Source organism: Achromobacter sp. MFA1 R4 (genome assembly GCF_900156745.1).
In the GTDB taxonomy this organism is placed as follows: domain Bacteria; phylum Pseudomonadota; class Gammaproteobacteria; order Burkholderiales; family Burkholderiaceae_B; genus Achromobacter.
This window is the reverse complement of record NZ_LT707065.1, coordinates 342237-359949: the sequence shown is the minus strand read 5'-3', so window position 1 is coordinate 359949 and position 17713 is coordinate 342237. Positions and strand designations below refer to the sequence as shown.

Here is a 17713-nt window from a genome sequence, read left to right as displayed (position 1 = left end):
GAATCACTTGAACCACATATTGAACAGAGAGTCGGCCCTGCCAGCTGTGCTAAGCGGTCGGCAAATGTCCATGGTCGCCTTCGGTACGGTCATCAGTTACGGGTTGGTATCGGGCAGCGCGCTGCCGCTGCTGCTGGCCGGCCCGGCCGCGTTTCCCGCCTACGTGGCGGCAGCGCTGGTGGTGCTGGCCTTGATGGCCGGGCTCAGCCGCCTCGCCGCCCAATACCCCACGCCCGGCGCATTCGGTTCCTACGCGGAATGCACCCTGGGGCCTGCCACGGGATTTCTGGTGCGCGCGGCTTACCTGGCCTCTCTCATCCTGATCATCGGAACCGAAGTGTCCCTGCTCGTTCCCGTCCTGGCGGCCTGGCTGCCTCAGGCTTCTCCCGTTTGGCTGCTGGCTGGCGTGCTTGCAATGCTCACGCTGGTCAACATGGCGGGTGCGCATGCGTTCGCGCGCTGCGAAGTCGCATTGTCGATGCTCAAGGTCGGGGCCCTTATCGCCCTCATTGGCCTGGCATTTCATTACGCCACGCAGGGTACTTCCACACCTGCGCCATCTTCCTCCGCACTGACGTCCGTCTTCGGCGCAGTCCCTTTCACCAATGTCTGGCAGGCCTTCATGCTTGCGACGCTTGGCTTCGTCGGGATCGAATCCCTGGCCATCGTGGCCGCAGAAACCCGGTCTTCGGGCCAGGGATTGCGTCGCACGCTGCGTATCACTACCTTTGCCGTCGTGGGCCTGACGCTGGCTGCGGTCGCAGCGGCGTCGGCGCTGCTCGACAGCGGCGTGAACTCACTGTCCCGGCCCCTCTTCGCCACGTTGCTCGACCTGGCCCGCTTGCCTTGGTCGAACACGCTGTTTCGCGTGCTGGTGCTGGTGACGATCCTGTCGGTGCTCAACAGCCAGATCTATTGCGCCTCGCGCATGCTCTTCAGCCTGGCGCGCGCCGGGCAGGCGCCGGCAAGGCTGGGCCGTTCATCCCGCCGGGGGCCCGTCCGCGCAGTTGCCGTGACCGGCGGGCTGTCCATCGCGGTGCTGGGGGTTAATGCCGGGCTGCCCGGCGACGCCTACGTTGTTGCGACGTCTATCGCCATCAGCGGCTTGTTGTTCGTGTGGCTGGCCATCTTCCTGACGCATGCCCGCCGCGATCTTGGCCGCGATGCCATATTCCTGCGCTCGTCCATGCAAAGCCGCTTGCGTGCCGTACCCGCCATCGTTGGCGCCGTGGTGGTGGTGGCGATCGCCGGCTCCACCCTGGTGATCGACGAATTCGCCGCCACGCTGCACATCGGCCTTCCTTTCCTGCTCCTGCTTTGGCTCGGCTACGCGGGCTTCACATTCCTTTCCCGTTCAACGCGCTCGACGGGCCGAGCGTCTGCCATGGCAGACCGCCTGTCAGCGCCATTCCAGGCGGAGTGATGTCCATGAGCAATCACGCCTATTGGGTCGACTACGACAGAAAGATCGTGTGCAACGAATTGCGCCGTCAGGAACTCATTTCGTTCCAGGACTGGGTCTACGACGCAACGAGTTGCGCACGGCGCTTCTCGCCGACCAGCTACCTCGGCTATCGGCTCTGGGCAAAGCCATGTCTGCGGCTGATGCACAGGCATCCGCCGCTGGCGAAAAAACTTGCGGTGGTGGTTCGCTGGATGGTCGCCGACCTGAAGCACGAACTGGGCGTCAGCAAGCAGCGGCACCTCTTGGGCAGGATCGTGCGGCGCGGCATTTTCTGGCCCGCCAATCTGCTCTTGGGTTGTCTTGCGCGACTGGTTTGGATCGATACCGGCGTCTGCGCCGGCCGGACCCGAATGCAAGCACTTGGGCGGTAGTTCAATCCGCCATTTCGTTGTTTTTTTCTTCCCCTTAGATAGGTCTTTACGTCATGAAAAAGCTCGTCATCAACGCCCTGATCGCTTCCACCTTCGCCGCCTTTGCGGGCGCCGCGTCGGCCGAAACCGGCAACATCTCGTTCCAGGGCGAAATCACCACGTCGCCTTGCTCGATCGGTGGCGGCCAGCAGGGCGCAGACATGGTGGTGTCCATGGGCTCCATCTCCACCAACTACTTCGCCAACGTGGGCGACCGCGGCCCCGCCTCCGCGTTCAGCATTTCGCTGCTGAACTGCGACATCACGACGCTGGGGACGGCCGCCATCGCCTTCCGCCCGGGCGCTGGCAGCGTCGTCCTTGGCCGTCTGCTGGGTCTGGAAAACGGCGCGGGTGCGCAAGGCGTGGCCATCGCGCTGGAAGATGTCGCGAGCAATACCGACGTGGTCGTTGGCGGCGCCGCCAAGACCTACACGCTTGCCGAAGGCACCAACGTTTTCAACTTCAAGGCTTACTACGAAGCGACCGAGCCGTCGGTGACCGCGGGTCCCGCCAACGCGCGCGCGGTGTTTGAAGTCACGTACTCGTAATTCGCGCAGACGCGCGTACGGCGGGCTGGGAGTCGCTCCCGCCCGCCCGGGTTCTACGCAAGGCCGCCCGCGCGGACGGCCTAGCGACCCTCTGAACCTCGTCCGCCTTGTGCGCCCTGGGCGCACCGCCGTATCGCTGCTTGCCTGGATGGCGGCGACGCTCCATTACTGCACGCCAGATCGTACTGGGCGTGCTTGACGACATGAAACTCAACAAAGCAAAACTCGCTGTTGCGGTGGTTCTCGTGGCGGCGTCCTGGGTGGCGCATGGACAGTCCGTGACACTCAGCATTTCCGGGCGTATCACGAGCACCCCTTGCACCGTATCGGTGGACACGGTGGTGATGGGCGACGTGCCGATGTCCGAGTTCAGCGCAAGCAGAACGCCGGGTCAGCAGTATTGGAAGGATTTCTCCGTGACGTTGGGCGGGTGCGAAGTCTCCACCCTGCAGGCCGCCAGCTTGCGATTCAACGGCACCACGGCGTTTGGCGACGCGGGCATTCTGGCCTTGACGGCGGGCCAGGGCGCCGCCACGGGCTTCGGTGTGCAGGTGCAGACCAAGGATGCCACGCACGGGTCAGGGCAGATCGTGCGCATGGATGGCAGCGCGTCCTACGCATTCAACGTGAACTCAAGCAAAAACACTTTTCAGTTCACCAGTTCCTACATTTCTTCTCCCAGCGCGACCGGCATCCGATCAGGAACGGCCGACGCCACCGCGACGATCACGCTGACCTACTCCTGAATCATCCCGGGGATCCACCCCGCCATGCGTCCGATGCGGCGGCGGCGGTCCAACTCAACCTGAACATCAGCCGGCTTGTCCACAAAGAGCCGCGCGCCAGCATCATGAACATTCTCTCCAAGCGCATTCTTTCTGTCGTGGCCACGCTCGGTGCACTGGCCTTCAGTTCCGTCCATGCGGCCGTGCAGTTGTCCAGCACGCGCGTCATTTTCAATGAAAGGGAAAAGAGCGTCTCGATCAACGCCAAGAATCATGGCTCGGATCCCTTCGTCGTGCAGGCATGGATCGACGGCGAGTCCGAGGAAATGGAAACGCCGTTTTTCGTGACGCCCCCTTTGAGCCGTTTTGACGGCGGTACCGAACGCAGTCTCACGATCACCCGCGTGGGCGGCGGCATGCCCGTCGATCGCGAGAGCTATTACTGGCTGAACGTGCTCGAGATTCCGCAAAAGAAAAAGGGCGCTTCGGAAAACAGCCTGACGCTGGCCACGCGCACCCGCATCAAGCTGTTCTATCGCCCGGAAGCCATCCAGAAGATGCCCCGCGATGCGTCGCTGGTGCAGTGGTCCTGGCAGAAGGACGGCAAGGGCTGCCAGCTTGCGATCAAGAACACGTCGGTGTTTACCGTCAATTTCTCGGGCATTGACGTCCCGGGCGAAGCGGATGGCTTTGGGCGCACTGTCGTGGCCAAGCCGTTGACCACGACGCTGCTGCCGTTGGCGAAGTGTCCCAGCGGCGCGACGAAGGCTACGGCGAAAGTCGTCAACGACTATGGCGTGGTGGAATCCTGGGCAGAGGTTGCGGTGCCCGCTGGCGCCGAAGCGCAAGCGCGCGGGCAGTGAAAATGAACGCGAATCAGGCCCGCGCCGTTGTCTCGGCGGTCGTGATTCTCGCCGCTTGTCTCGTCGGCCGTGCGGCAGAGGCCGACCAGGACGCGGCAACGTTCGATAGCAGTTTTCTGTATCAAAAGGCGGGCGCGACCGGCGTCGACCTGTCGGTGTTCGCGTTTTCCAACCGCGTCCTGCCGGGCACGAAGTCGGTCATGATCCAGCTTAACCGCCAGGCTTTCGGCATGCGCGAGATCGATTTCGCCGCCGTGGAGGGCATGGAGGACGCTCAACCGTGTCTGCCCGTGCCGTTGCTCAAGGAAATGGGGGTAAAGATCGAGGCCTTTCCCGCGTTGCAGACCGCGACCGGCTGCACCGGGGCGCTCAAGACGCTGCCTTCCGCCGAGGCGCGCTACGACCAGGACAAGAACATCCTTGACGTTTCCATCGCCCAGGCGGCGTTGGACCGCAAGGCGCGGGGCTCCGTTGCCCCCGAACTCTGGGACAACGGCGCAACCGTGTTCTGGTCGTCCTATCGTTTGTCGCACAATGCCTCCAGCTTTTCCGGCGGCCAGGGCAGCAGCACCAACAGCACCTTCGCCAGTTTCCGCAATGGTTTCAACCTGGGGGCATGGCGCCTTCGGGCCAACGGAAACTATTTCCAAAGCGCGGGAAGTTCCAGCTTTGACTGGAGCGACCTCTACGCCGAGCGCGACGTGGCGCCTTGGCGCGGCTGGTTGCGCATGGGCGACAGCGCCACCCCGGGCAACATTTTCAATGCGACGCGGTTTCGCGGCGTGATGCTTCAGTCCGACGATGGCATGCTGCCGGAAAGCCAACGCGGGTTCGCACCCGTGGTGCGCGGCATCGCGCCCTCCAACGCCAAGGTGACCGTGCGGCAGAATGGCTACGCGATCTACACGACGTTCGTGCCGGCCGGGCCTTTCGTCATCGACGATCTTTACTCGACGCCGGGCGGCGGCGACCTCGAAGTGACCATCGAGGAACTGGGCGGACGCACCACGCGCTTTTCTCAGCCGTTTTCGGCCCTGCCGACCATGTTGCGCGAAGGAACCTGGAACTACAGTTTTGCCTTGGGCCAGCATCGGCAGAGCTACGTGAACGAACGCCCGATGATGGCGCAAATGACGCTCGCGCATGGACTGCCTTTTGGGGTGACGGCGTACGGCGGTCTCACCGGCGCGCAGGGTTCGTACTACGCGGGAGCCGCCGGGCTGGCGCTGAACCTGCGCGAACTCGGCGCGCTATCCACGGATGTGACAACCTCTCACTCGCGGGGCGCCGACGGAAAGAAGCTGGTCGGCACGGCGGCGCGTATCCAGTACGCCAAGGCCTTTCCTTCGCTGGGTACCGATCTGACGCTGGCGGGCTACCGGTACAACTCGGATGGTTACCGCAGCCTGGACGATGCGGTGCGGGATCGCAGCTCGAACAACGCGTTTCGCGGATACGAGCGAATGCACGAATACCAGTTGTGGCTGTCCCAACGGGTCGGAAGCGCGAGCTCCATCTCGTTCAACTACTACGGCATCGCCTATCGGAACGCTCCCCGCGCCGCGTCGTTCGCGCAAGTTTCCTATTCCAGCGGTTTTGGCCGGTTGGGATATTCGCTCAATTACGGCATCAACAGCAGCCCCTGGCAGAAGCGCCAGTCGACATTCATGCTGACGCTCAGCATACCGCTGGGTGGCACGCATAGCGCGAGCTACTCACTGTCGCGCAACCAGGGCCAGGGAGTGAGCCAGGACGTCAATCTCAGCGGGGCGCTGACCGACGACTACGCGATGACCTATGCGGTGCAGGGCGGCGTGACGCAGGGGGCGCCGGGCGGCGGCAATGGCGGCCGGGGTTATGCCGCGGTGGGCTACGCGTCTCCCGTGGGCGTGGCCAACGTCAGCCATGGCTACAACGCTGGCGCCTCCAATACGAACATCGACTTCAGTGGCGCGTTCGTCGTGGACAAGAAGGGCTTCCTGCTCGGACAGAACATCGGCGAGACCGCCGTCATCGTGGACGCGCCAGGTGCTGCCGGCGTGGAGGTCGAGTCCTATCCAGGCGTGCGGACCAACAGCGCGGGGCGGGCATTGGTGCCGTCCGCGACGCCGTACCGCGAGAATCGCATCTCGTTGAAGCCCGACTATGACGATACCCATGCGACGCTGGGGCAGAACGTCGCCACGGTCGTCCCCAGCCGCGGCGCGATCGTGGTCGCGAAGTTCGACACCGAATTGGGTCGCACGATACTGGTGGTGCTCAAGGATGCGGCCGGCGCAGCCTTGCCTTTTGGGGCGGCGATCCACGAACCGGACGGCAAGCAGCGCGGCATCGTGGGGCCGGTGGGACGCGCCTGGCTGACCGGGTTGGAAGGCGTCAGCAGGTTCACGGTGCAGTGGGGCGAAGCGCAGGCGCAGCATTGCGTATTTGAAATCGACGCATCTTCGGTGGCATCCGGCGCCGAGGAATCGACCAAGGAGCTGACATGCAGCTAATCCATGAAAAGGCTCAGAGCCTGCCTGGCCCGCTGAAGGGGGCGGGACGCGTCTTGGCGGGGTGTTGCCTCGCATTGTTCGGCGCCGCCGGCGGCGCGCCCGATGCGCAGGCGGGTCCGCTCGACGCGAGAGCAATCCGATGCTATGTCAACCAAGGGGGCATGGGGCCCAGCAGGACAATGTACTCCGCGTATGCCGGCAACCAGTATTCGATTTACGCGGGAAGAACTTCCGTGGCTGTGCCGGCCAACCCAACGCGTGGCCAGCCGTTCTTCGCGGTGGAGCTGGCGCTGCCGCGTCTGGAGGGTGGGGAGCGGGGCAAGGCGGCCCCGTTGTACGCCTGCCCGCCAGGGGCCTCGGAAACTTTTGCCAGCTCAAGGCCCTTGATCGGGGGCACCGACATCTACAAGACCAGCCGCCAGGGCATCGGCTTTCGCATCTTTTACTATGTGACCGACGGCTCGTCCCAGACCGCGCCGATCACCTACATCAATAATTTCTCGAGCGGTGCGCTCGTATTTCCGTTCAACAGTTCCGAATACCTGCCCAACGCCCGGACGCGCATCGAGGTCGTCGCGACCGGCGACCCGATCGTACCGGGATTACTGAACACGACCGAAATATCCGCTGTCACGACGCTGGCGAACCTGGGAATGGCGTCGCCGCCCGTTAACCTCTACGCCGTTTCCATGTACGGCAACGTCTCGTTCTCCGTTCCGACCTGCAGCGTGTCCAATCCGAGCGCCCTGAGCATCACACTGCCCGACGCCAACGTAACGGCATTGAAGGCAGGCACCGCCGGAAGCGTCTCATCGACCACGCTGCAGGTCATGTGCACCAGCAGCAGCGCGCAGGCGCCGACGCTGTCCATCGCCGGATCCACGGTTCAGGGCTATGACACGACGCTGAAAAATCAGGAAGCTGCCGCTACGGCCGCGAAGGGGGTCGGCGTGACATTGTGGGTATACGACGCGCAGACCGGCACCTTCCGCCCGCCCAAGATGGGCGTGGCCGACAAGAACCTGGGCACGCCCGTCGGGGCGGTTCCCACGGCGAGCTGGTCCTATCAGATCGGGGCCAGCTACCAACAGGTGGAGCCGACGCCCACGGCGGGGGCGGTGAGCGCCAAGGCGACGCTGACCTTCAGCTATAGCTGACACCGCCCTGGCGGATCGCGGCCGCGGCGCCGCCCTGCCGGCGGTCGTCCGTATTTCTCCCGCCCGTCCCTCGCCTATGTTGTCGCCCGTGTCATATAGTGGAACCGTCTGGTTTCTGGAAGACGGCGCCTTCTTCGCGACGGTGGCGGTTCATTTTTTTATGGGGCCATGACCATGCAAACCCAAGCGGCATCTCCCGTCCTGCCGGACGACGCCATCCTGCGCGAAAAGCTCGCCGACATTATTTCCGACGTGTGCCGTTGCGACCGCGGCCCGCTGCTGAAGGACGAGCCATTTTCCGCCGTCATCACGCAATTCGACTCGCTGGCCATCCTGGAGATCCTCCTCGAGATCGAGACCCTGTTTAGCATCCCGACGGACGAGATGCTGCCCGCCGATCATGCGGTGGGCGCGCAGGAGATCACGAGCGTCTTTCCGTCGGACCTGTCCGCATTGATCGTCTACATGCGCAAGGTGGTCGAACGCATGGCTGCCGCCTCCGTCGCGACAGCCAACTAGCCGGAGCTGCGCCATGACGCAACGTCGATCTGTCGTGGTGACCGCCATCGGCATGGTGACGCCCGTGGGCGACAACGCCGAGCAGACCTTTGATGCGCTGATCGAAGGCCGGTGCGGCGTGGCGCGCTCGCCGGACGGCGGCATCGACCGGCGCGTGGGCCATGTCCGGGCCGACGTGGCCGCGGGGCTGCATCCCGCGCAGGTCCGCATGATGGACCGGGTGACGTTGATGGCGCAGCATGCCGCCGCCGAGGCGATGGCGCGCGCCGCCCTGGAGGACCGCCACAAGACGCAATGCGGCGTTTTCATCGGGACCGGTATCGGCGGCGTGTCCACGCTGTGCGAGGCTGTCGAGGCCTATCACGGCGTCGTGCCCCGGCGGACGGTGCTGGTGGTCCCCGCGACCATGCCGAATGCGCCGGCGGCCCACATCGCGCAGCAACTCACCTCTACCGCCGAGGCCCAGACCTACACCACCGCCTGCTCGGCGGGCGCCGTCGCCATCGGCGAAGCGTTCCGACGCATCCGCGACGGCTACCTGGACGTGGCGATCGCGGGCGGCGCGGAGGCCATGCTCACGCCTGTCATCATGGCGGCCTGGAAGCAGCTGCACGTATTGTGCGCGGACCCCGAAAGCGGCGATGAAGGCAGTTGCCGCCCGTTCAGCCGCCGGCGCACCGGCTTTGCGCTGGCCGAGGGCGCCGCGATGCTGGTGCTGGAATCGGCGGATCACGCCGCGGCGCGCGGCGCGACGCCCATCGCGGAACTCTGCGGATACGGCGTCAGCAACGATGGCACGCACCCCTTGCGTCCCGACCCGGAGGGCCAGTCGCTGGCCATGTCCCGATGCCTGGCGGATGCCGGCCTGTCGCCCGGCGAAGTCGGCTATGTGAACGCCCACGCGACGGGCACGTTGGTGGGCGACCGGATCGAGACCGCAGCCATCAGGCGCGTTTTTGGGGCTCAGGCGGACGCGTTGCCCGTCAGCAGCATCAAGGGCGCCATCGGCCACACGATAGGCGCGGCGGGCGCGATCGAAGCGGCGGTGACCGCGATGGCCGTTGCGCGGGGCGTCGTGCCGCCCACCTTGTTTTTTGAACCCGGCGATGCGCAATGCGATCTGGACTACGTGCCCGGACGCGCGCGCCAATTGCCCGGGCTGCGGGTGGCGATCAGCAATTCCTTCGGCATGGGCGGCAACAATGCCGTGCTGGCGTTTCGACAGGCGGGCGGGACGCGAGGGTGAGCGATGCGGCTCGCGCGGGCGTTCAGCGGGCAGGCAGCAACTGCATGCCCGTGCGCCGCTGGAACTCGTCGTAGCTGATGGGCGCGCCCGCTGTCGTGTTCGGGCTGTTGGCCTGCCAATGCACCCACGAACGCCCCGTGGCCGCGTCATAGACGACCTTGAAGAGATGGCTGGGCACCGCCACGCCCGAGCCGATCTCCTTGGGCTTGTCGCCATAGTACGGACCGGTGAAGACGTAGACGTCGCCCGAGGCGCGCATGACGTACTTGCGGGTGTCCTGTTCGATCTGGCTCCACGGGCCGCCATTGTGCCGCTGGTCCTGCGGCACCATGTTGGCGAGCGAAAAGCTCTGCGCCATGGCCTCGTGCGTGGACATGTCGCCCGCCGGCGCCATGTGGCCGCGCGAGTAGCCCGAACCGCGGTAGTCGGCCAGCTCGGCGCGTTCGGCGCGCGGCACGCGGGCCTCGGCATAGAACTTGTCGGATCGCTCCATGCCTTGCGCCTGCGTCAACACGCTGCGGTTCAGGCGCTCGGCAACGAACACCGGCGTCTTCGTCTGGCCGTTGTGCAGGATGGCGAAGTTTGAAAAGCAGAGTTCGCGCAGCGCTAGGCTGGCAGGCACGACAGGGGGGCGTTGCTGCGGAAAGAACTGCGGGCAGTCGGCAAAGCGCGTGTGGGCCAGGCCGCCCGCCGGCACCGCCGCGGGCGCGAACTGTTCCTGGGTCGGCCAACCGACGCGCGCGAGGAGCTCGTCAAGCGAGAGGTTGGGGCGCCACTGGGGGTTCAGCGCATAGGTGGCGGCGCCAAACGTGGCCAGCGACGTGAGCGCAAACGTACGCAGGAATCGGTAGATGCGGCCGGGGCTGGCGCTCTTGCTTCTGCCTGCCGGGGCTTTCCTTCTGGGTGCTGATTTCTTCGCGCGGGTCATACTGCCTGTGTGTTGCGGGCCGGCGCCTCTTCGCGCTCGGCAACTGGCGGCATTGTAGATGACCGCGACATGACGGCGCCGTCGGCCCCGGGGAAGGGGGAGCAAGGTATTCTTAGGGTCGTCCGACATTCACAGACACGGCAGCCGCGCAGGCAGGCTGACAGGATCGGGGAAACCGAATGAGACCGTCATTGCTTTTCGTGGCCGCCCTCGTGGCGGGGTGCGCCGCCCCATCGTCGGGCGATCTGGTCACGCAGGCCAAGGTGCAGGCCATCAAGATCAACGTCACGACGTTTGACGACATGGTCCGGGATTTCGGCCCGCCCCGGTCGCAGCGCGTCGATGCGCGGGGGCTGCGGACCGCGTCATGGTTCTACTTCAACAACAGCGAGTACGGCGCGATGCAGGACCAGCGCACGCTGACGGTGATCTACAACCCGGACGGCACGGTCAAGGAGTACATGAACGCGTCCGTCGGCGAAAAGGACACGGCGCGGCCACGCTAGCGCGGGCCGCGCGGCCGATCCTTCGGCGCAGGGGCAGGCTGCGCAGCCGCGCCCGCGGCCACCAGGTGTTCCAGCAGCAAGGCCGCGGCGGCCGTCAGGCCTGTCTCGCTGCGCATGCAGATCGCGAAGCGCCGGCGGCTCCAGGCATCCTTCAACGGCAGCACGCGCAGGCCGTGCGCCAGGGCGTAGGGCGTCGCAACCTCGATGGGGGCGACGCTGATCGCCAGGCCGGCCAGCACGACGCGAAAGGCTGAATCGAAATTGCTGACCGTCACGCGGTGGCGCAGCGTCCGGCCGCTGTTGCTGGCCGCCGTCTGCAGCATCCGCAGCACCGCGCCTGCGGCGGGCATGCTCACATGCTCGTACGCCAGCGCTTCCTCGAAAAAGACGGCCTCCTGCTCGGCCAGCGGATGCCCCGGCGCCGTGACCACCGCCAGTCGGTCGCCCCGGTAGGGGCGGTGCGCCAGCCCATGGAATTCGGCGGCGTCCCAGCAGATGCCCAGGCTGGCGATGCCTTCCTTCACGCCGCGCACCACCTCGTTGCTCACCCGTTCTTCCATGTCCACGCGGATGTTGCGGTGCGCCTCCGCCTGAAGAAACGACGCGATGTCTTCCGCCAGGGACTCGGCCAGCACCGAGGCGGTGGCCAGTATCCGCACCTGCCCCTTCACGCCGCTGGCGTAGGCGGACATGTCGCGTTCGATGCGGTCGGAGCTGGCCAGGATGGCGCGCGCGTGCTCCAGCAACGTTTCTCCGGCCTCCGTGGGTTCGACGCCCCGGCGCTTGCGCGTGAGCAGCTTCGCGCCGACGGTGTCTTCCAGCTGGGCGAGCCGTTTGCTGATGGCCGAGCCCACGATGTTGGCGCGCTGGCCGGCGCGGGCGATGTTGCCGGTCTCGCAGACGGAGATAAAGAGGCGCAGGGTGGTGATGTCGAGGTCGCGCATGGCGGTCATCCTGACGTGATATTCCAAATGGGAATTTTAAGCGTTCCAAAATACCGCTTGTGCGCAAATGGGGAATACCTAAACTGGGGCTTCCCTTACCCACGCAATCGCGCCATGTCCCAGCTTGAATCCCCCTGTCGCCCGTCCGCCGTCACGGTTCGTGAAGTGGGGCTGCGCGATGGCCTGCAAAGCCTGTCGGTGGTGATGCCCACGCACACCAAGCTCGGCTGGATCGATGCCGCCTATGCGGCGGGTCAGCGCGAGATTGAGGTGGGCTCCTTCGTGCCCGCCCGGCTGCTGCCGCAATTGGCGGACACGGCCGAACTGATTGCCCATGCCAGGCGGCTCCCCGGCCTGGCCGTGTCGGTGCTGGTTCCCAACCTGAAGGGCGCCGAGCTGGCCCTGGACAGCGGCGCCCACCTGATGCTGGTGCCGCTGTCGGCCAGCCACGCCCACAGCCTGGCGAACCTGCGCAAGACGCCGGACGAGGTGGTGGCGATGGTCGGCCAGATGCGGGCCGCGCGCGACGCGGCCGGGTCGTCCGTGCTGATCGAGGGCGGCGTCGGAACGGCCTTTGGCTGCACCTTGCAGGGCGAGGTGCGGCCGCAGGAAGTGCTGCGCCTGATGCAGGCGCTGCTGGATGCCGGCGCGGACCGTGTGAGCCTGGCCGACACCGTGGGCTATGCCGATCCCGAGGCGGTGCGGCGCCTCTTCGAGGCGGCGCGGCGCATCGCGGGCGACCGGCTGTGCTGCGCGCATTTCCACGACACGCGCGGACTGGGGCTGGCCAATGTCCTGGCCGCGCTGGATACCGGCGTGGCGCGCTTTGACGCCTGCCTGGCCGGCATCGGGGGCTGCCCGCACGCGCCCGGGGCCAGCGGCAATGTCAGCAGCGAGGACCTGGTGTTCATGCTGGAAAGCATGGGCATCGAGACGGGCGTCGACCTGGACCGGCTGCTTGCATTGCGCGAGGCCGTCGCCGGCTGGCTGCCGGATCAGCCTCTGCACGGCGCGTTGTGGCGCGCCGGCCTGCCCAAGACTTTTCGCGCGCGCCCTGGCCTGGCGGCCTGAGCCCGCGCTTCAACGCTACTGCTGCGAGCCTTTTCATGCCCGACACCCCCGACTCCCCCGACGCCGCCGGCGCTCCCGCCTCCCGTCCCTTGCCGCTGGCTGGCCTGCGCGTGGTGGAATTCACGCACATGGTCATGGGGCCCACCTGCGGGATGGTGCTGGCCGACCTGGGCGCCGAAGTCATCAAGGTCGAGCCCGTCAAGGGCGACCGCACCCGCCACCTGCTGGGCGTGGGGGCGGGCTTTTTTCCCATGTTCAACCGCAACAAGAAGAGCATTGCGCTCGACATCCAAAGCCCGGCGGGCGCCGAGGTGGCGCGCAGGCTGGCCGCCAGCGCCGATGTCGTCGCGGAAAACTTCCGGCCCGGCACGATGGCGAAGTACGGTCTGGACCATGCCTCGCTGTCCAAGGAGAATCCGCGCCTCATCTACGTCAGCCACAAGGGATTCCTGCCCGGTCCGTATGCGATGCGCACGGCGCTGGACGAGGTCGTGCAGATGATGGGCGGGCTGGCGTACATGACCGGGCGGCCGGGCGATCCGGTGCGCGCCGGGACCAGCGTGAACGACATCATGGGCGGCATGTTCGGCGCCATCGGCGCGATGGCCGCGCTGATCCAGCGCGGCATCACCGGGCGCGGCCAGGAGGTGCAGTCGGCGCTGTTCGAGAACAACGTGTTCCTCGTCGGCCAGCATATGTTGCAGTATGCGATCACGGGGCAGCCCTCGGCGCCGATGCCCGAGCGCGTGTCGGCCTGGGCGCTGTACGACGTGTTCACAGTCAAGGACGGCGAGCAGATATTCCTGGCGGCGGTGAGCGATGCGCAGTGGGTGACTTTCTGCGATGCCTTCGGGTTTGACGACCTGAAGAACGACCCGGCGATGGCCACCAACAATGACCGCGTCCGTTTGCGGCCCACGCTGCTGGCGGACTTGCGCCGGCGGCTGGCCAATTACCGCGCGGCCGAATTGGGCGCCATCTTCGAGCGCACCGGCCTGCCGTTTGCCCCCATCGTCAAGCCGGAGGAGCTGTACGACGATCCGCATCTGCGCGCGACGGGCGGGCTGGCCGACATCCGGCTGCCCGACGGCGAGCGGGCGGGGCAGACGGCGGGCGCCGCGCTCTTTCCCCTGATGATGGACGGCCAGCGGCTCGGGGTGCGGCGCGACCCGCCGGTGCTGGGAGCGGACACCGAGGCGTTGCTGCAGGGGCTGGGCTACGACGCCGGACAGATCGCCGCGCTGCGCGAGCAGGGCGCGGCGGCCTGAGCCAAAGGCGCCAGGAACGCCGGAACGGGCAGCGGGTAGCGTCGCAGTAGCAGTAGCAGTAGCAGTAGCAGTAGCGGTAGCAGTGGCAGTAGCGGTAGCAATAGGAAACGGCCGCACAAGTCGGCCGGTCCAACAATCATCAGGAGACAGACATGGGCAATCAACGCGCAGGCGGGGGCTGGAGCCGCCGCCAGGTGATCGGGGCGCTGGGCGCCGCTGTGCTGGGCGCGCCCGGCTTGACGTGGGCGCAGTCGGACCGGCCGGTGAAATTCATCCTGCCGGTGGGGGTGGGTTCCGGCGTGGACACGATCACACGGGCAGCGGGGCCGGCGCTGTCGGCGGCGCTGGGACATACGGTGGTGGTCGAGAACCAGCCGGGCGCCGGCGGCATCGTGGGCACGTCCGCGTTGGTGCGCTCGGCGCCGGATGGGTACACGCTCAGCATGCTGTCCAACAACCACGTCATCTTTCCCAGCGTCTACAAGACCCTGCCTTTCGATCCGCTGGCGGACATCACGCCGATCAGCATGGTGGGCATGACGCCGTTCCTGCTGGTCGCCAATCCCCGGAACATTCCCGCCAATGACATCAAGGCGTTGACGGCGCTCTTGAAGAGCCAGCCCGGCCGCTACAACTACGCGTCGTCGGGCAACGGCACGATCCTGCACCTTGCCGCCGAGATGTATGTGCAGCAGGCGGGTGTGAAGGCGCGGCACATCCCGTACAAGGGCGTGGGGCCGATGATGGCCGATCTGATTGGCGGGCAGGTGGATTTCGGGGTGCTGTCGCTGCCGTCGGTGCTGCCGCAGATCAAGAGCGGCGCGCTCAAGGCGTTGGGCGCCTGCGGCGGCGAGCGCATGGCGGCGCTGCCCGACCTGCCGACGCTGCGCGAACAGGGGCTGGCGGACTATGAGATCGGCGGCTGGTTCGCAGCGGCCGGGCCTGCGAAGCTGCCGAAGGCGGACGTTGCGCGCATCTATGACGCGCTGGGACGCGCGTTCAACTCGCCTGCCGTGAAGGAGGCGATGGCGACGCAGAACAACCGTATCGTCCTGATGGCGCCCGAGCAGACGGTGGCGTACTTCCGTTCCGAGATGGCGAAATACGCCGCCGTCGTCAAGAGCGCGGGCCTGGAGCCGGTGTAGCCCGCGCCGAGGGCGCGCTAGCTGTGCTTGCCGCTGGCGTCGCCGTTCTTGTCGGCGGCGCGGAGCAGGCCGTATAGCTTGTCCTTGAGGTGGAGTTTTTCTTTTTTCAGCACCTCGATGGCGGTGCTCGAGGACGGCTTGATGCCGTCCTCCATGTTCTGGATTTCCTGGTCCAGATCGTTGTGCCGCTGGAACAGCGCCGAAAAGTGGGCGTTTTCGGACTTCAGTTGGGTAATGAGCTCGCGGTATTCAGGGAACATAAAGGCCTCTTGAGGAACCGGTTGACGGGACCGACGATGCGCCTGGCTCGACGCCTCATCAGCGTCAAGCCCATGACACGCCAACGCCATCGCCTTGTCAACCTTGCCACCCGCCGCCCGGGGCCGCCCCGTTGACCGGGCGCAAGGGGCGCCGCGAAATGCGTCATTCTGTCGCGCACTTTCACGTTTGATTACAAGGTGACCTGTCCCCGGCGATACACTCGCTTCCCCTTGGACTGTCCTGTAATCGCAATGAAACAGCGTGGCGCGCCCATTTATCGGCGAGTATTGGATCTATTCAAACAAGATGGCCGGATCGATCCGGGAACTGGAATGATGAGCGGCGTGATCGCGATTTTTCTGGCCATCCTGTCGGTGCTGGGCGTGTTGGCATTCCATTTCCCTGCCTATCTCACCACGCCGGAACTGCGCAATTTCTATTCGGTGGAAGCAATGCGCACGCTGCTCTTTGGCGCGCTGCTCGTGTCGGGCTCGATCGCGCTGGCCAACACCGTGCTTGGGCGGCAGCGTTGGCTGAACATCTCGGCGTTCGTGCTGGTCTGCTGCGCGGTCGCGGCGGGCGGCAGCCAGGTCGCAATCAGCGCGTCCAGCGCCGGGGGGCATCCGTATCTGGGCCTCGATTGGTTCATCCTGGACCTGCTGGCCTCCAGCACCGTGTTCATCATTTTTGAAAAGCTGACGCCGCTGTATCCCGGCCAGCCCGTGTTCCGCGGCGAGTGGCAGGTGGACATGAAGCACTTCCTGTTCAATCACCTGTCGGTGGGCGCGGTGCTGCTGTGCATCAACTTCTTCATCCACCGGCTGTTCTCGTGGGCGGCCTACGAACCGCTGCAACACGCCATCCAGTCCATGCCTTACCTGCTGGAGCTTTTCGTGGCGGTGCTGGTGGCGGACCTGGCGCAGTACGCCGCGCACCGCATTTACCACGAGGTGCCGTTCATGTGGCGCTTCCACGCCGTGCACCACAGCACGCGCACGCTGGATTGGCTGGCGGGTTCGCGCCTGCACATCGTGGAACTGCTGATCACGCGCGTGGCCGTGCTGGGCGTGTTGTTCGTGCTGGGGTTTTCCAAGCCGGTGCTGGACGCCTACATCATCATCGTGGGGTTCCAGGCGGTGCTGATCCATTCCAACGTGAAGCTGCCGTGGGGCTGGCTGCGCTACATCATCGTGACGCCGGATTTCCATCATTGGCATCATTCGTCCGACACCGAGGCGATCGACAAGAATTACGCGGCGCATTTCGCCTTCATCGACTACCTGTTCGGCACGGCGGTGCGCGGGGCCGGCAACCGGTTGCCGCAGAACTACGGCATCCTGGACAACGACATGCCGGGGACATTCCTGGCGCAGCAGGCGTATCCCTTCGCCCGCCGCAAATGAATGGCAAAGGCCCAGGTGAATTTCACCTGGGCCTTTTGGTTTTGGTCTCGGCGGTGTTCCGCCGGCCACGCGGCGGTCAGCCTTGCTTGGCCGCCTGGAGGGCCGAGTACGACGCCATCAGGTTGCGGTAGTCCGGGATGTGGTTGGCGAACAGCGTGCCCAGGCCCTGCACGTCGTTGCGCCAGTCGCGGTGCAGTTCGCACGCCACGCCGAACCACGACATCAATTGCGCGCCGGCCTGCTCCATGCGCCGCCAGGCCGCGTCGCGCGTCACTTCGTTGAAGGTACCCGACGCGTCGGTGACGACGAACACGTCAAACCCTTCTTCGATGGCCGACAGCACGGGGAACGCGACGCAGACCTCGGTGACCACGCCGGCGATGATCAATTGCTTCTTGCCGGTGGCCTTGACCGCCTTGACGAAATCTTCGTTGTCCCAGGCATTGATGTTGCCGGGGCGGGCAATGTAGGGGGCGTCGGGAAACTTGTCCTTCAATTCCTGGACCAGCGGGCCGTTGGGGCCGTCTTCGAAACTGGTGGTCAGGATGGTCGGCAGCTTGAAGTATTCGGCCAGGTCGGCCAGGGCCAGCACGTTGTTCTTGAACTGGTCGGGCTGGAAATCGCGCACCAGGGACAGCAGGCCTGCCTGGTGATCCACCAGCAGAACGGCGGCTTGGGACTTGTCGAGCTTCACGTAGGGTTTGGTCATGGCGGATTCCTTGGTCGATTCAGGTTTGCGCGGTGGTGCGCGGTGTTGGG

General features: G+C 65.7%; 18 protein-coding genes. 14 read left to right on the top strand and 4 right to left on the bottom strand.

Annotated features, from left to right (window positions below; translation table 11 throughout):
- The first annotated feature begins 64 nt into the window (after positions 1–64).
- The 9 genes from BXA00_RS01565 to BXA00_RS01525 all read left to right on the top strand — a co-directional run bounded on the left by BXA00_RS01565 (position 65) and on the right by BXA00_RS01525 (position 9428).
- Complete coding sequence (locus BXA00_RS01565; RefSeq protein ID WP_076515646.1) at positions 65–1423, top strand: amino acid permease; 1359 nt, start codon at positions 65–67, stop codon at positions 1421–1423.
- Between the two features lie 5 nt (positions 1424–1428).
- Positions 1429–1836: a hypothetical protein gene (locus BXA00_RS01560; RefSeq protein WP_156902713.1), complete on the top strand. Its 408-nt coding sequence runs from the start codon at positions 1429–1431 to the stop codon at positions 1834–1836.
- Positions 1837–1889: 53 nt separating this feature from the next.
- Positions 1890–2423 carry a fimbrial protein gene (locus BXA00_RS01555; RefSeq protein WP_076515642.1) on the top strand — a complete coding sequence of 178 codons (534 nt, stop codon included), beginning with the start codon at positions 1890–1892 and terminating at the stop codon, positions 2421–2423.
- Positions 2424–2626: 203 nt separating this feature from the next.
- Positions 2627–3169 carry a fimbrial protein gene (locus BXA00_RS01550; protein WP_076521740.1) on the top strand — a complete coding sequence of 181 codons (543 nt, stop codon included), beginning with the start codon at positions 2627–2629 and terminating at the stop codon, positions 3167–3169.
- A gap of 104 nt (positions 3170–3273) precedes the next feature.
- On the top strand, positions 3274–4011 hold the full coding sequence (locus tag BXA00_RS01545; protein ID WP_076515640.1) for a molecular chaperone: 738 nt from the start codon (positions 3274–3276) through the stop codon (positions 4009–4011).
- Positions 3894–6506: a fimbria/pilus outer membrane usher protein gene (locus tag BXA00_RS01540; RefSeq protein WP_231952188.1), complete on the top strand. Its 2613-nt coding sequence runs from the start codon at positions 3894–3896 to the stop codon at positions 6504–6506. Before BXA00_RS01545 ends, BXA00_RS01540 begins: the two co-directional genes overlap by 118 nt.
- Positions 6497–7663 (top strand): fimbrial protein, encoded by a 1167-nt coding sequence (locus tag BXA00_RS01535; RefSeq protein ID WP_083714131.1) that lies wholly within the window; start codon positions 6497–6499, stop codon positions 7661–7663. Before BXA00_RS01540 ends, BXA00_RS01535 begins: the two co-directional genes overlap by 10 nt.
- Before the next feature lie 174 nt (positions 7664–7837).
- The gene (locus BXA00_RS01530; RefSeq protein WP_231952187.1) at positions 7838–8182 is read left to right on the top strand and encodes an acyl carrier protein; all 345 of its coding nucleotides are present in this window, start codon (positions 7838–7840) and stop codon (positions 8180–8182) included.
- Positions 8183–8195: 13 nt separating this feature from the next.
- Positions 8196–9428 carry a beta-ketoacyl synthase gene (locus BXA00_RS01525; protein ID WP_076515634.1) on the top strand — a complete coding sequence of 411 codons (1233 nt, stop codon included), beginning with the start codon at positions 8196–8198 and terminating at the stop codon, positions 9426–9428.
- A 22-nt stretch (positions 9429–9450) separates the two neighbouring features.
- Here the strand turns inward: BXA00_RS01525 and BXA00_RS01520 are convergent, their stop codons facing one another.
- Positions 9451–10356: a DNA/RNA non-specific endonuclease gene (locus BXA00_RS01520; RefSeq protein WP_092579043.1), complete on the bottom strand. Its 906-nt coding sequence runs from the start codon at positions 10354–10356 to the stop codon at positions 9451–9453.
- A gap of 179 nt (positions 10357–10535) precedes the next feature.
- On the opposite strand from BXA00_RS01520, the gene BXA00_RS01515 reads away from it, so the two are divergent.
- A complete protein-coding gene (locus BXA00_RS01515) occupies positions 10536–10862 on the top strand; it encodes a hypothetical protein (protein ID WP_076515632.1) in 327 nt (108 codons plus the stop codon).
- Here the strand turns inward: BXA00_RS01515 and BXA00_RS01510 are convergent.
- Positions 10859–11806 (bottom strand): LysR family transcriptional regulator, encoded by a 948-nt coding sequence (locus tag BXA00_RS01510; RefSeq protein ID WP_076521738.1) that lies wholly within the window; start codon positions 11804–11806, stop codon positions 10859–10861. The genes BXA00_RS01515 and BXA00_RS01510 overlap by 4 nt on opposite strands.
- 114 nt (positions 11807–11920) lie before the next feature.
- Between BXA00_RS01510 and BXA00_RS01505 the strand changes: the two genes are divergently transcribed.
- From BXA00_RS01505 to BXA00_RS01495, 3 genes are all read left to right on the top strand, one after another.
- The gene (locus tag BXA00_RS01505) at positions 11921–12877 is read left to right on the top strand and encodes a hydroxymethylglutaryl-CoA lyase (protein WP_076515630.1); all 957 of its coding nucleotides are present in this window, start codon (positions 11921–11923) and stop codon (positions 12875–12877) included.
- A gap of 35 nt (positions 12878–12912) precedes the next feature.
- Positions 12913–14145 (top strand): CaiB/BaiF CoA-transferase family protein, encoded by a 1233-nt coding sequence (locus BXA00_RS01500; protein WP_076515628.1) that lies wholly within the window; start codon positions 12913–12915, stop codon positions 14143–14145.
- A 152-nt stretch (positions 14146–14297) separates the two neighbouring features.
- Positions 14298–15290 (top strand): tripartite tricarboxylate transporter substrate binding protein, encoded by a 993-nt coding sequence (locus BXA00_RS01495; RefSeq protein WP_076515626.1) that lies wholly within the window; start codon positions 14298–14300, stop codon positions 15288–15290.
- Positions 15291–15307: 17 nt separating this feature from the next.
- Here the strand turns inward: BXA00_RS01495 and BXA00_RS01490 are convergent, their stop codons facing one another.
- Complete coding sequence (locus BXA00_RS01490; RefSeq protein ID WP_076515624.1) at positions 15308–15550, bottom strand: YdcH family protein; 243 nt, start codon at positions 15548–15550, stop codon at positions 15308–15310.
- A gap of 252 nt (positions 15551–15802) precedes the next feature.
- On the opposite strand from BXA00_RS01490, the gene BXA00_RS01485 reads away from it, so the two are divergent.
- Positions 15803–16954: a sterol desaturase family protein gene (locus BXA00_RS01485; protein ID WP_076515622.1), complete on the top strand. Its 1152-nt coding sequence runs from the start codon at positions 15803–15805 to the stop codon at positions 16952–16954.
- 76 nt (positions 16955–17030) lie between these two features.
- Here BXA00_RS01485 and ycaC read toward each other — a convergent pair whose 3' ends face one another.
- Positions 17031–17663, bottom strand: a complete 633-nt coding sequence (ycaC, locus tag BXA00_RS01480; protein WP_076515620.1) for an isochorismate family cysteine hydrolase YcaC — start codon at positions 17661–17663, stop codon at positions 17031–17033.
- Positions 17664–17713 lie beyond the last annotated feature (50 nt).